General features: G+C 61.4%; 8 protein-coding genes. 7 read left to right on the top strand and 1 reads right to left on the bottom strand.

Going from position 1 to position 13,727, the window contains the following annotated elements; all coding sequences use genetic code 11:
- Positions 1-192: 192 nt before the first annotated feature.
- From waaF to AAEO81_RS28145, 7 genes are all read left to right on the top strand, one after another.
- Positions 193-1,227 carry a lipopolysaccharide heptosyltransferase II gene (gene waaF, locus AAEO81_RS28175; RefSeq protein ID WP_341960384.1) on the top strand — a complete coding sequence of 345 codons (1,035 nt, stop codon included), beginning with the start codon at positions 193-195 and terminating at the stop codon, positions 1,225-1,227.
- A gap of 1 nt (position 1,228) precedes the next feature.
- Positions 1,229-2,293, top strand: a complete 1,065-nt coding sequence (gene waaC, locus AAEO81_RS28170; RefSeq protein WP_341960383.1) for a lipopolysaccharide heptosyltransferase I — start codon at positions 1,229-1,231, stop codon at positions 2,291-2,293.
- Positions 2,293-3,417, top strand: coding sequence for a glycosyltransferase family 4 protein (locus AAEO81_RS28165; RefSeq protein WP_341960382.1), 1,125 nt, complete (start codon positions 2,293-2,295; stop codon positions 3,415-3,417). The genes waaC and AAEO81_RS28165 overlap by 1 nt, the downstream gene beginning before the upstream one ends.
- Positions 3,414-4,220 carry a lipopolysaccharide core heptose(I) kinase RfaP gene (rfaP, locus tag AAEO81_RS28160; protein WP_341960380.1) on the top strand — a complete coding sequence of 269 codons (807 nt, stop codon included), beginning with the start codon at positions 3,414-3,416 and terminating at the stop codon, positions 4,218-4,220. The genes AAEO81_RS28165 and rfaP overlap by 4 nt, the downstream gene beginning before the upstream one ends.
- Positions 4,220-4,954 (top strand): lipopolysaccharide kinase InaA family protein, encoded by a 735-nt coding sequence (locus tag AAEO81_RS28155; RefSeq protein ID WP_166596059.1) that lies wholly within the window; start codon positions 4,220-4,222, stop codon positions 4,952-4,954. The genes rfaP and AAEO81_RS28155 overlap by 1 nt, the downstream gene beginning before the upstream one ends.
- The gene (locus AAEO81_RS28150) at positions 4,951-5,706 is read left to right on the top strand and encodes a lipopolysaccharide kinase InaA family protein (protein ID WP_341960377.1); all 756 of its coding nucleotides are present in this window, start codon (positions 4,951-4,953) and stop codon (positions 5,704-5,706) included. The genes AAEO81_RS28155 and AAEO81_RS28150 overlap by 4 nt, the downstream gene beginning before the upstream one ends.
- A gap of 185 nt (positions 5,707-5,891) precedes the next feature.
- Positions 5,892-7,331: a lipopolysaccharide kinase InaA family protein gene (locus AAEO81_RS28145; protein WP_341960376.1), complete on the top strand. Its 1,440-nt coding sequence runs from the start codon at positions 5,892-5,894 to the stop codon at positions 7,329-7,331.
- Between the two features lie 106 nt (positions 7,332-7,437).
- Here AAEO81_RS28145 and AAEO81_RS28140 read toward each other — a convergent pair whose 3' ends face one another.
- Positions 7,438-13,527: a membrane-targeted effector domain-containing toxin gene (locus tag AAEO81_RS28140; protein ID WP_341960374.1), complete on the bottom strand. Its 6,090-nt coding sequence runs from the start codon at positions 13,525-13,527 to the stop codon at positions 7,438-7,440.
- Between the last annotated feature and the right edge of the window lie 200 nt (positions 13,528-13,727).

Here is a 13,727-nt window from a genome sequence, read left to right as displayed (position 1 = left end):
CAAGCTCACTCCTACAGGTACGCTCGTTTCTTGTAGGAGTGAGCTTGCTCGCGATAGGGCCAGCCCAAACACTGCAAGTCCGGATGTTTGCGGACCTATATAAAGCTATGACAGGGAGGCGTCAGGCTGTGTGGAAGCGTCACGCAGTCTGATGGGCCTCCCTGCTCGTTTCTGGTCGTTTTTGGATTGAGCATGAGAATTCTGATCGTAGGGCCCAGCTGGGTCGGTGACATGGTGATGGCGCAAACGCTGTTCCAGTGCCTGAAACAGCGTCACCCGCAGTGCGAAATCGATGTGCTGGCCCCCGAGTGGAGTCGGCCGATCCTTGAGCGCATGCCCGAAGTGCGCACGGCCTTGAGCTTTCCGCTCGGCCACGGCGCGCTGGAACTGGCGACCCGTCGTCGCATCGGCAAGTCCCTGAAAGGCCAGTACGACCAAGCGATTCTGCTGCCCAACTCGCTGAAATCGGCGCTGGTGCCGTTCTTCGCCGGTATTCCGAAACGCACTGGCTGGCGTGGCGAGTTCCGCTATGGCCTGCTCAACGACGTGCGCGTGCTGGACAAGCAGAAATATCCGCTGATGATCGAGCGTTTCATGGCCCTGGCCTATGACAAGGACGCGGAAATCCCGCGCCCTTATCCGAAACCCAGCCTGCAAATTGAAGCCGCCAGCCGCGACGCCGCGCTCGCCAAATTCGGTTTGACCCTTGACCGTCCGGTGTTGGCGCTGTGTCCCGGTGCCGAGTTCGGCGAATCCAAGCGCTGGCCGTCCGAGCACTACGCCAAGGTCGCCGAGACCAAGATTCGCGAGGGCTGGCAGGTCTGGCTGTTCGGCTCCAAGAATGATCACGCGGTGGGCGAGAGCATTCGCGAACGACTGATTCCCGGCCTGCGCGAAGAGTCGGCGAACCTCAGCGGCGGCACGTCACTGGCCGAAGCCATCGATTTGCTGTCCTGCGCCGATGCGGTCGTCTCCAACGACTCCGGCTTGATGCACGTCGCCGCTGCGCTCAACCGTCCGTTGGTGGCGGTCTACGGTTCCACCTCGCCGGGGTTCACGCCACCGCTGGCCGATCAGGTCGAGATCGTGCAATTGGGCATCGAGTGCAGCCCGTGTTTCGAGCGCACCTGCCGTTTCGGGCACTACAACTGCCTGCGCCTGCTGGAGCCCGAGTCGGTCATCACGTCGTTGAGCCACTTGGGTGGCACGCCGGTCGAGGTCGCCTGACTTGCGGGTACTGCTGATCAAGACCTCGTCGCTGGGTGACGTCATTCATACCCTGCCTGCGCTGACCGATGCGGCCAAGGCCATCCCCGGCATCCAGTTCGACTGGGTCGTGGAGGAAGGCTTTGCGGAAATCCCGACCTGGCACCCGGCGGTGTCCGGCGTGATTCCGGTGGCAATCCGGCGTTGGCGCAAGAACCTGTGGCAGACCTTCAAGAACGGCCAATGGCGCCAGTTCAAACAGCGTCTTCGTGACACTCGTTACGATTTGGTGATCGATGCGCAAGGCCTGCTGAAAAGCGCGTTTCTGACGCGCTACGTCAAGGCGCCGATTGCTGGGCTGGATAAAGACTCGGCCCGCGAACCCCTCGCTGCACGCTTTTACGACCACGCGTACCCGGTCGCACGCGGTCAGCACGCGGTCGAGCGTTTGCGGCAATTGTTCGCTCAAGCGCTGGGCTATCAAGTTCCGGCGGGGCTGGGGGATTACGGGCTGGATCGCAGTCGCCTACTGAGCAGTGAAAGCGGCGCGCCTTTTGTGCTGTTTCTGCATGGCACGACCTGGGACACCAAACATTGGCCCGAGCTGTACTGGCGCCAGTTGGCCGAGCGCATGATCGGTCAGGGTCTGGAAGTGCACCTGCCGTGGGGCAACCCTGCCGAGAAAGCGCGCGCTGAGCGTATCGCCGAGGGACTTGATAAAGCCGTTGTGCTGCCCAAATTGAATCTGGCAGGCGTCGCTAAAGTGCTGGCCGGCGCGCAAGGCTGCGTCGCTGTGGACACAGGGCTCGGGCATCTGGCAGCGGCGCTGGACGTGCCGACCCTTTCACTGTTCGGCCCGACCAACCCCGGCCTGACCGGCGCCTACGGCAAGTCGCAGGTTCACCTCGCAGGCGATTACCCGGCCTGCGCGCCGTGCCTGCAAAAGAAATGCACTTATCGACCGACCCCTGAAGATCAGCGTCAGGTCGATACCGAACGCGAGTGGCCGATGTGCTTCACTCGCCTGAATCCCGAGCGAGTAGCGGGCCAGTTGGGCTCGCTGTTGCTGGCAAAGGAACATCCGTGATGCAACTGGCATTCGTGCTTTATAAATACTTTCCCTTCGGCGGCTTGCAGCGTGATTTCATGCGCATCGCCCTGGAGTGTCAGCAGCGCGGGCATTCGATCCGCGTCTACACGCTGATCTGGGAAGGTGACGTGCCGCCCGGCTTCGAAGTGCTGGTGGCGCCGGTCAAGGCGATCTTCAATCATCGCCGCAATGAAAAACTCACCGACTGGATGAACGCCGACCTGGCCAAGCGCCCGGTGGATCGTCTGATCGGCTTCAACAAAATGCCCGGTCTGGACGTGTATTACGCCGCCGACGGCTGTTATGAAGACAAGGCGCAGAACCTGCGTCACGGCCTGTACAAATACTGGGGCCGCTATCGCCACTTCGCCGATTACGAGCGCTCGGTGTTCGCCAAAGACGCGAAAACCGAAGTGCTGATGATTTCCGAAGTGCAGCAGCCGCTGTTCATCAAGCACTACGACACGCCGCTCAAGCGCTTTCACCTGTTGCCGCCGGGGATTTCCCAAGACCGTCGCGCACCGACCAATGCCGCCGAGATCCGCGCCGAATTCCGACGCGAATTCAAATTGGCTGACGACGACCTGCTGCTGGTGCAGATAGGCTCCGGCTTCAAGACCAAGGGTGTTGACCGTAGCCTGAAAGCCCTCGCGGCCTTGCCGTCGGCGTTGCGCAAACGCACGCGCCTGTTCGTCATCGGTCAGGACGACCCGAAAGTCTTCCAGTTGCAGAGCACGACGTTGGGCCTGAGCGACAACGTGACCTTCATGAAGGGCCGCAGCGACATCCCGCGCTTCCTGCTGGGCGCCGACCTGTTGATTCACCCGGCGTACAACGAGAACACCGGCACGGTGCTGCTCGAAGCGTTGGTCGCGGGCCTGCCGGTGCTGGTCAGCGCGGTGTGTGGCTACGCCCATTACATCGCCGAAGCCGACAGCGGTCTGGTCCTCGACGAGCCGTTCGAGCAGAGTCAGCTCAATCAATACCTGAGCCGCATGCTCGAAGACGATGCCGCTCGCTCGGCCTGGGGCAAGAACGGGCTGGCGTTCGCTGACACGGCTGACCTTTACAGCATGCCGCAGCACGCTGCGGATGTGATTCTGGCGGAGCACCACGGATGAAACTGATCCTCGCTGAACCCTTCAAGTCCCTCTGGGCCGGGCGCGACGCGTTCGAAGCCGTCGAGGCGTTGCAAGGTCAGGTGTACCGCGAGCTGGAAAACCGTCGCACGCTGCGCACTGAAGTCGATGGCCGCGGCTATTTCGTCAAGATTCATCGCGGCATTGGCTGGGGTGAAGTGGCGAAGAATCTGCTGACCGCCAAACTGCCGGTGCTGGGCGCGGGCAAGGAATTCGACGCGATCAACCGCCTCACGGAAGTCGGCGTCCCGACCATGACCTCCGTGGCCTATGGCGAGCGCGGCAGCAACCCGGCCGCGCAGCATTCGTTCATCGTCACCGAAGAGCTGGCGCCGACCGAGAGCATGGAAGACGTCAGCATCAACTGGGTGAAACAGCCACCCGAGCCGCGCATGAAGTGGGCGTATATCGCTGAAGTCGCACGGCTGGTCGGCATGATGCACCGCGCCGGGGTCAACCATCGCGACTGCTACCTGTGCCACTTCCTGCTGCATACCGACACGCCGGTCACCCCGGAAAGCTTCAAGCTGTCGGTGATCGACCTGCACCGTGCGCAGACGCGGGATCAGATCACTCAACGCTGGCGCAACAAGGACCTGGCCGCGCTGTATTTCTCGGCGCTGGACATCGGCCTGACCCGCCGCGACAAAATGCGTTTCCTCAAAGGCTATTTCCAGCAGCCGCTGCGCCAGATTCTGGCTGAAGAGTCGGCGTTGCTGGTGTGGCTGGAGGCCAAGGCCGAGAAGCTCTATCAGCGCAAATTGCGGTACGGGGATGCGCTCTGATGGCGGGGTGGAACCTTGAACCGGAATACGCCGAGCTGGCCGCTGACTTTGGATCGCTGGACGCCGTGTTTGCCTTGCAAGGCGAGCGATTGACCCGCGACCCGCTGTCGGAAGTGATTCGCGTGGAGCGTGGTGGCGTGAATTACTACGTCAAACGTTACGTCGCGGCGGGCAAAGGGCTGCGCCGTTATCTGGGGCGGCCTCGCGTGAAGTCCGAGTGGCAGAACCTCAAGCGTTTCGCCAAGTGGGGGATTCCGACAGCCGAGGTGATCGCCTGGGGCCTTGAGCGCCGGGGCGCCGCGTATGATCGCGGCGCGTTGATCACCCGCGAACTGCCGCGCACCGAGGATTTGTCGGAGCTGGCGCGGGTCCACGACGAGCGTCTGGACAACCGTTCCTGGGTGGACCGAATCAGCCAGCAGGTCGCACGCTACACCCGGACCATGCACGATCATCGCTTCACCCATAACGACCTGAAGTGGCGCAACCTGTTGGTGGACGACCGCTCGACGGTGTTTCTGATCGATTGCCCGAACGGCGCATTCTGGGTCAGTTTCATGCTGCGCTATCGGATCACCAAGGACTTGGCGTGTCTGGACAAGGTGGCTAAATATCACCTGTCCGCGACCCAGCGCCTGCGCTTCTATTTGCAATACCGTGGGCGCGAGCGCCTGAACGCATCGGACAAGAAGCGCATTCGACACATCGTCAGCTTTTTCGAGGGGCGGGAATGAGTGTTTTCATCGCTGACGCCGACCGTGGCTTGCTGGAGCGCCACGGTTTGGCCGATTTCGATTCGCTGTGGGACGTGCAGCTCGACGCCGTGGACGAACCCAACACCGGGCGCGGCGGCTGGAGCAGCGTGTTTCGTCTGGAGCTTGAAGGCTCCGGTTATTACCTCAAGCGTCAGAGCAATTACCTGACGCACACGCTGCATCACCCGTTTGGCGAGCCGTCGTTCTCTCGCGAGTTTCGCAACATCAGCCTGTATCAGAAGCTCGGCATTCCGGCGCTGCATGCGGTGTTTTATGGCGAGAAAAAGGTCGATGGCGAGCGTCGGGCCATTCTGATGACTCGGGCGCTGGATGGCTGGACCGATCTGGACACGCTGTTGAGCGAGTGGGACGCGCTGGCCGCGACTCAACGCCTGGCGATTCTGCAAGCCTGCGGTCAACTGGCGCGCACGTTGCACAAGGCTGGTCAGGTGCATGGCTGTTTTTACCCCAAGCACATTTTCATGAAAGCCAAAGGCAGCGCCTATCAGGCGCAGTTGATCGACCTTGAGAAGACCCGCAAGTCAATCTTCGGCCAACGGGATCGGGTCAAGGACATCGAGCCTTTGCTACGGCGCGCACCGATGTGGAACGAAGCCGAAATCCGCGAACTGCTCGCCGCCTACTTACAGGCGCCGGGTGACAGTGGGCTGGTGGATTCCTGGTGGCAGCGGTTGGCGAAGCGCGGCAGTCATAAGCGCAGCGGACGCTGATGTGAGTGGTGATGAGGTCCATTGTGGGAGCCGGCTTGCTGGCGAATGCGCCGTGTTAGTCACCCTATATGTTGCTGACCTGACGCATTCGCCAGCAAGCCGGCTCCTACGCCCCTCGGGCAGAAGCGAGTCCCTGTGACGCTGTAGATATGTACTGCATTCATGTTTGATCGAAGAGGGCGCCGATGCGTTTGTCTGAACTGAAAAACGCCGGTCGTACCCCGACGCTGCCGATGAGCATTGCGTTGGCGGATGCGGCGGGTCCCGCCGAGTTGCAGCTGTTGAGCCTGCTGCGTGTGCTGCCGGGCCAACGCTACGTGGGCGCGGGCATATGGCGTGGGCGTCCGGTGCTCGCTAAATTGCTGGTGGGCAGCAAGGCGCCTCGGCATTTTCAGCGTGAGCGCGCCGGGGTGCAGCTCCTTGCCGAGCAAGGCTTGACCACGCCATTGCTGTTGGCCGAAGGGCTGAACGAAGGCGAAGGCGGCTGGCTCCTTTTCGAATTCCTCGATCAGGCTGAAAGCCTTGGCGAAGCCTGGAAAGCCGTCGAGCACCTGCCGCCGCTGGCCGACGAACAAACCGCCGTGCTGAGCGAAGCCCTCGCCGCCGTTGGGCACATGCACGCCAAGGGCCTTTGGCAAGAAGACCTGCACCTTGACAACCTGCTGCGACAGAACGGCCAGCTGTACCTGATCGACGGCGCCGGAATTCGGGTCGAAGAAGCGGGCAAGCCGCTGTCCCGCCCAAAAGTCCTGGAAAACCTCGGCGTGTTTTTCGCTCAGTTGCCCAAGTCCCTGGCGCCGTTCACTGAAGAACTGCTGGTCTACTACCTTCTGAGCAATGGCGAGCACGCGCTGCCGGTGGAAGCGCTGCACAAGCAGATCGACAAGGTCAGCGCCTGGCGACTGCGGGATTACCTGATCAAGATCGGGCGCGAGTGCAGCCTGTTCAGCGTATCGGACGGCCCATTTGGTCTGCGGGCAATTCGTCGCGAGGAAGAGGCGGCGATGCTGCCGGTGCTGGACAAGGCCGACACCCTGATCGACAGCGGCCACCTCTACAAGACGGGCGGCGCCGCCAGTGTGGCGAAAACTGAGGTTGATGGCCGACCGTTGGTGATCAAGCGCTACAACATCAAGAACTTCGCCCACTGGCTCAAACGCTTCTGGCGCCCCAGCCGCGCCTGGCATTCATGGCGCGAGGGCAGTCGCCTGATGTTCCTCGGCATCGCCACGCCCAAGCCGTTGGCCTTGCTGGAGCAGCGTTTTTTCTGGCTGCGGCGCAAGGCGTATCTGGTCACCGAATACCTGCCGGGCCCGGACGTCATCGAACGTTTCGCGCCTTATGTTGCATCGGGCGAGGCGCCTGAAAACGAATTGCAGGCGCTGGACGCACTGTTCGAGCAATTGATTCGCGAGCGCATCAGCCATGGCGACCTCAAGGGCCATAACGTGTTCTGGCATCAGGACCGTTGGGCGTTGATCGACCTCGACGCGATGTGCCAGCACGGCTCGCAAAGCGCGTTTGCCGCCGCGTTCGCCAAGGACCGCGCGCGTTTCATGCGCAACTGGCCTGCCGACAGCGCGCTGCACCAGTTGCTGGAACAGCGCTTGCCAAAAGCGGTGTGAGGGAGTCGGGCAGACGTCCTAACGACATCCGTCCCTGTAGCAGTCCGACTCGCCGGCGGCAGCGATTTCAATGGCGCCACCGCCGGCCCACCGTGCTGCTAAAGGCTTACCCCACTCGCGTCAGGTTGATGTCTTCAAGCGCCAGAATCAGGGCATCAAGGTCATCATAGGGTTGCAGATGTACCGCTAGCCACGCCGGACGATCCACGAACACCTTGCCCGCAGAATCGACCTGCACCGGCGTGCGCAAGATTTCGCCCGTTCTCGCCCTGTGGACAATCACGTACACGTCATCGAGTTCCAGTTCGGTCACGAACATGCCCGGCCGTGCCAGGCGTTGCTCCAGTGACAGTGGTTGTGGCGCCAGAATGCGGGTGGGGCTGACTTGATTGATCCTGCCCGGCACCTCCACTTCGAGCTTGAAATCCCCCTTCACGAATGCGTTTGCTCGGGTCATCGACGCCCGGGCGCTTTCGCCCGGATCTCGAACGATGCCCTGCGAGGTGCCCGGTGCCACGTCATCGACCCGCACGCCGATGGCGCCTTCCAGTTCGGCCACCCCCGGAACGCGGTTGTAACGGTTGGAATGGCTGTTGCCGACCAGCGCGACCCAGCGGTGCCGCCCGACAACCGCCTGATGTCGACGAATCGTCCGGGACGCAAAATAATTCATCATTTCCTGTCGAGTGGTCTTGGTCTCGCGTACGCCCTTGAGGTGGTAGCTCGCTGCACAATCGATGGCGCGGACCTCAATACCGTGCTCTCGCGCCTTGATCACCAGCATCTCGAAATTGTAAGCCCTGGCCGGATCCGTCAACTGACCTCGATCCAGACGCTGGAGGCTGTTCAAAAGCTCATTGCTCATTTGGCCCGTTTCATGAAACCGGTCCAGGTGCAGTTGGTGCAGGTCGGTCAGCAGATGCTCCATGTACAGGGTTTTCACCTGTTGTTCCGCCAGCAGTGGCAGGTTGTCGATGAGGAATTTTTTGCTGCCCACGGACGCATGAAACTCCCCGACGACCATTCCATCGGTGTGCTCGTACAGGCGCTGAATGAACTGTGGGGCGCTCAGCGCCGGCTCCACCGAAGGCATCGTCGGGCGCGGGGGGAGATCGGCTGTCAGAATTTCGCGCGCGTCGTGGCGCAGTTTCGTCCGCAGGCCAAAGAAAACGTCCTCCACGTCATTCAGGCGTTCATTGAAGAAAAAATACTCACTGTTTAGCCCTCGATGCTCCTTATACGCCAGCTCATACAAGATGGCGTGCGACTCGAATGGCATGTCGTAGCGCGGGTCGGCGAGCGACTGCTGAAGCGCGGTCGGCGGCGTCTCTGGCAGCCATTGCTCAGGGTCGATGTGCTGCCAGCCGGTAGCTTCGTCCCACTGAAATCCAAGGCTGGCTCCTGAGGCTTGCGCCCCGGAGGACTGAGGGATAGCAGCCGGAGGCGACGCCGCATTCACGGGAGCCGTTGCAGGTTCTGCCAGGCTGGAAGAGGGGAACTCGATCTTGAAATCGCTCGACGCCATGTTCGTCTCGGTGTTGACCAGCGTGGCTTCCTGACTGATTTTCGTTGCCCGGCCTGCAGGTACATCTTCGATACGCACACTGATGGCGCCTTCCAGCTCAGCGATGCCGAGGACGTGCTCATGGGTCGTGGCGAGCTTCTGATCGACCAAGGCCACCCAGCGTCGGGTCGGTTCGGCGGCCGCGTCACTGCCGATCACTTTGTGGCCGAAGAAATTGCTCATTTTTTGAGCAGCAGCGCTATCCCCGGCGGCCCCCGACACCGGGAACGCCATGACCGGATAACTCACCGACGAATTCAAGGGACGCACCTCGATCCCGTGACGATGGGCCTCTTTGATGAGGTGGTAATAGTCGAATTCGCGACTCAGGTTATCCAGCGCCTTGTTGTTCAGGTACCTGAGATGAGCCTTGATCTCATGGGATCCGGCGCGAACCCGGCTGCCCTTGGCGCGATACTTCGCCAGCTTGCGCAGGTGCTTGTCCGTGAACACATGCTCGATGTACAGCACCTCGACTCGCTGCTCGGCGAGGGTCTTCATGTTTGTCATCAGCAGGCGTTTGCTGGCGATGGATTTGGGGGCTTCACCGAACACCAGACCGTTGCTGTTGGCAAAGGCACTCTCCAGAAAGTCGCCGACCGTGGTCGAGGCATCGACGGCGGGAAGGGCGGGACGCGCCGGGAGTGCGATCGGTTCGGCGAAGAACGCCTGAGCGTCGCGATACAGTATTTCCCTGAGCTCGCTATAGGTTCGGCGCATATCGCCGTAGTAGGCCGCGAAGAAATCCTCCAGACCCAACGCCACGGGGTCCATGGACGTGCCGGTCAAAATCTCTTCCATGTGCGGTTGCAGATTGGCGGGTAACTCCCACGCGTGCAGCCCTGCATCTGGGGTGCCTGCATGGGTATCTTCGCGCAGAGGGTTGAACGTGCCGGGAGTGTCATTGCCGCCGCGCAAGCCCGAGCGCAAGATGCGTTGCCACTGTCCCTGTTCGTTCAAACGCACGGGCTGGCGGCCAAAGAACGCGAACGGGTTCTGCGGATCGACGATGTGCCAGCAATGCAGGCTGGCGTCGTAGTGCACCTGATACACCTCGCCGTTCATCTCGATGTAATGCTTGCCCTGGCCGAGGCTCACGCCGTTGGCATGGCCTTCGGTCACTCGCGGCAGATCCTGCAGGGACACGCCGGTGACGCGGTAGTCATTGACTGCGCTGGAAGACGAGGACGCAGAGGGTTGATCCAGTGGCTGCCAGACGCCGTCGTCGTTCTTGCTGGCGTAGTGACCAGTCGGGAAGGCGTCATCCGGTTCGAAGCCGGCGTTGTCATACACCTGCGCCTGCCCCTTGGCATTGGGCGGGCCGAGGAGAAAGTGTTCGTCTTCGAGCTTCACCGGATGCAACTTCATCCGTGTGTGTGACGGTTTTTTCAGCGCTGCAGGACGTGCCCCCTGTTTCGAGCGCTCGGCCAGTTTGCGTGCGACGCCGCCAAAGCCTTTCAGTCCTTGTTTCAAGTCGCCGTAAGCCCCCAGCAAGTTCAACCCTGCCGCGAGAAACAGGCCCGACGCCGATTCCGGCTCATGCCCGGCCAGTGCCTCAACCGCCTTGCCTGCATCGCGTAACGCGAGGGCCACACCCACGGCAAAACTCAGTGGTGGAAAGGGCGCCGTCACTACGGTGGCGATGATGTCCACGCTGTTCCAGATCACCTGACTCAACATGTCATGGCGATTGGTGGAGGTTTCTTCGGCGTCGCGCAGTTTGCGTTCGATCTTTCGGTTGAAGCAGACCTGCGCGAAGTCGGCGATAGGCTCGGCAGGCAGCACCGGTCGTTTATTGCCATTGCCTGTTTTCATGTCATTCAGGAAAAACGACAGCACGCGGCGGGCGTTGATGCGACAGCGGTCCTTGTAGTAATCGATCATCCCCGGCGCGCCGAGGGAATCAACGAACGAACTGAAGGCCCTGAACTCCAGACCGTCCGGCGCATTCGGCGTGTACAGCAGCGCCCCCAGCCTGACTGCCGTCGGCATCAGCGCATAGCAACCCTGGACGGTTTCAACGTGGATCAGGTTCGTGTCGGTGACCACCAATTGACTGATCCCGCCCATGTGCAGCGCGATGAAAGGCTTGTCGATGTGGATCTGCAATGGATAGACGGGGTGGTGAGCGCGAACCTCGGGCGTCGCGTCGTTCAGATGGCGGATGCTCTGTTGCAGCCACTCATACTGCGTTTCGTCGATGTGCCCCTTCAGCAGGCTGCGCAGGGCGGCGGCCTGCATGTTCAGGCGTGTGATCAGCGCGCGGGTCTGGCGTCGGTAGCCGTAGCCTTCGGACTGCGGATCAAGCAGCGTGCGTTTCACCAGATCGCCATAAGCGTCGGCGAGCCATTTTCCCCGAACCGACCCGGCAACGGAGGCGGGCGTCAACGGGCTGAGGTCGATGCCCTGCGGACCGCTGAACGTGGCCGTCGTGTCGGCCGTGGGTTTAAACACGCCAAAACTGTCGTCGTAGCCGTTTCGCATCATTGCGGTGTAGCTCAGGGTTTCACGCTCGGTCTTCACGATGATGTGATCAGGATCGACCGTTCCCGGCGGCACCTTCAGTAACTGACAAATCTTCTCGCTGGCGCGCTGATGAACATAGTCTTCGAAATCCTGAACCCGTGTGTGCGGCTGCGCGGCATAGTTCATGACCGCCCCGTTGGCCGCGTCCTCCAGCGCCAGCAGCTGCTGACGCTGTTCACTGCTGGCGCGGATGTACCAGTTCGGGGTGTAGGCTTCGTTCTGCGAGCGCACCACGTTCATCCCTTGGATGACGAGGGTTTGCAGCGCGTTGTCGTAGCTTTCCTGAGTGACAAGGCGCAAAAAATCGGCGCGAGGAAACGGCTTCTCACGCAGTGCGTCGAGGGTGGAATTGAGCGCGGGACGATCAGCCACATTCAGTTGGTCGATGAGGTAGCGGGTCATTTCCGGGCTGGCGGTCCAGGCCACCAGTTCGTGGAGCATTTGCGTCTCGCTGTTGAAACTCTGGAACAGCTGAGGGCGAGGGGCGTCCGAGGCGAACATGATCAGCCGTTGCAGTTCGCCCGCCGCGTTTTCCTTTCGGAACACCAGGGTGCGACTCAGCGTGGCCCGGTTATTGATCCTGATGTGCTGAATGCGTAACACCTGGTCGGTGGCGGTGAGCACGCCCTCAGTCACTGCGGTTACCACGTTGAAGTCGTCAAGCGAGAGATGCCCCTGCATTTTGGCGACATACGCGGCTTCGGCGATTTGCAGGTCGAGCAGCTCACGCATCAGTTTCTGGCTGGCCGGCTTTGCATAGGCTTCGCGCTGGTACTCTGCAAAGCTCAAGCGCAGTTTCAGTTCATCGACCACTCGCCCGGCATACGCTGGAGTCAGCGAGGCATGGGTAGCTCCGACGGGGCGGCCGTCGATATTCACGGTGGTGTGGGTCAGGAATTCCGAGCCTTCGCTCAGGTCATTCGGGTGCAGACCGTACAACGCCAGTTCCGGGAGGGTGCGGGTGACGGTGTAGGTCTCACGCGTCACCGGCAGGGTCCGACGGGTGCTGACTGTGATCGATTCGGGCGCCAGATCATAACCAAGGTCGCTGGCCAGGCGTGCGCGCAAGCTCACCTTCGCGTATTGCTCCGCTGATGCCGCACCGTTCAGCGCGCTCGCCAATGCGGTATGCCCGTCCTCAAAACGTTTCAGACGCTGACGGTATTCGTCCAGGTCTTCGCCCGAGGCCAGTTTGATCCAGTCGGGCAGCGCCGTTCGCGCCTTGTGCTCGGCCAGAGTCAGCTCGCGTCGCTCTAGCATCGCCCGGGGGCCGAACACGCCTGACAGGCTCACCGCGCCTTCGATCTGATTCGCGTGCAGGGTCGAGTCCGGGTTCCGTCCCTCGCCGCAGACGTACAACACGTCTGCGCGCTGTTTCTCGATTAAGCGCTGGATGGCGTGGCGATAAGGGTTTCCTGTGACGAGGCGCAGTTGCACATCGTTTGAATCGAAATGCTCCAGATACACGTCCGGATCGTCCGTGGCCGCAAACAGGGCATCCTGATGACGCTGTTCGGCGTTGATGAGCAAGCCCCACCGCAACGCGTTGTCGTTGAGCCAGTGCGCGACCGTGTCGAGCATGGATCGCTGTGTCGCGAACTCCGACATGCCGCTGCCCGGCAGCGCGAGCAGAGTGCGGCCCGACGCGAGGCTCATGACCAGCGCACCATGGATTTCCGCCAGGGTGTCCGCCTCGATGGCAATGTGCAGTGCGCAGACGGTAGGTTGGTCCTGTGCGTCTGTGTCCAGCGAGCCGGGCAGACACTCCAGGGCGTTCGGCAGCAAGTCATTTTCATGGGACTTGAGCGCGACCTCGTCCCGTAATGCTTTTTCGAACAAGGTGGTGAACAGTCTGCGTCGGCTTTGACCTTGGGCGCTTTTGGTGTGCCAGTAGGTGTCCAGCGTATCCAGCAGCGTGCCGGTTTCTTGCTCGATGGCGGTTTGTTCCCCCGTTTTCAGGGCGTCGAGCAGCGCGGCGTGTGGAGAGGAAAGCTGCAACAGCTCAGTCGTCAGCGTTTCGCAGGACTCGGTCAGACGCTTGAGCGCACTGGCAGCGGCAGGGTGGGTGAGTGCGGGCGAGGGCCGCGTGGGAGTAAACGTCTGCATGATGTAAGGTTCCTGATTCGCCCTGTCCGGCAGGGCATCCATGGCGCGGGCAGGCCGCATGATTCATGGAGCGAATCAATCACGAGTCGATCAGGAAATGGCGGTAGATATGTAGTGCACGGCATCAAGCCGGGTTTTCGATAATCGCCCCTGATGCTGGGTAATACTGAGCCAGGTCAGCGTCGTCGCGTGTCCTGAAG

Origin of the sequence: Pseudomonas sp. RC10, assembly GCF_038397775.1 — a bacterium.
In the GTDB taxonomy this organism is placed as follows: Bacteria; Pseudomonadota; Gammaproteobacteria; order Pseudomonadales; family Pseudomonadaceae; genus Aquipseudomonas; species Aquipseudomonas bambusae.
Note: the sequence above shows the minus strand (reverse complement) of the source record. Positions and strands in the feature narration are given on the sequence as shown.

Excerpts from the sequence above, each read along its gene's own strand:
- waaF (WP_341960384.1), top strand. The coding sequence starts at position 193 with ATGAGAATTCTGATCGTAGGGCCCAGCTGGGTCGGTGACATGGTGATG.
- AAEO81_RS28165 (WP_341960382.1), top strand. The coding sequence starts at position 2,293 with ATGCAACTGGCATTCGTGCTTTATAAATACTTTCCCTTCGGCGGCTTG.
- rfaP (WP_341960380.1), top strand. The coding sequence starts at position 3,414 with ATGAAACTGATCCTCGCTGAACCCTTCAAGTCCCTCTGGGCCGGGCGC.
- AAEO81_RS28155 (WP_166596059.1), top strand. The coding sequence starts at position 4,220 with ATGGCGGGGTGGAACCTTGAACCGGAATACGCCGAGCTGGCCGCTGAC.
- AAEO81_RS28150 (WP_341960377.1), top strand. The coding sequence starts at position 4,951 with ATGAGTGTTTTCATCGCTGACGCCGACCGTGGCTTGCTGGAGCGCCAC.
- AAEO81_RS28145 (WP_341960376.1), top strand. The coding sequence starts at position 5,892 with ATGCGTTTGTCTGAACTGAAAAACGCCGGTCGTACCCCGACGCTGCCG.
- AAEO81_RS28140 (WP_341960374.1), bottom strand. The coding sequence starts at position 13,527 with ATGCAGACGTTTACTCCCACGCGGCCCTCGCCCGCACTCACCCACCCT.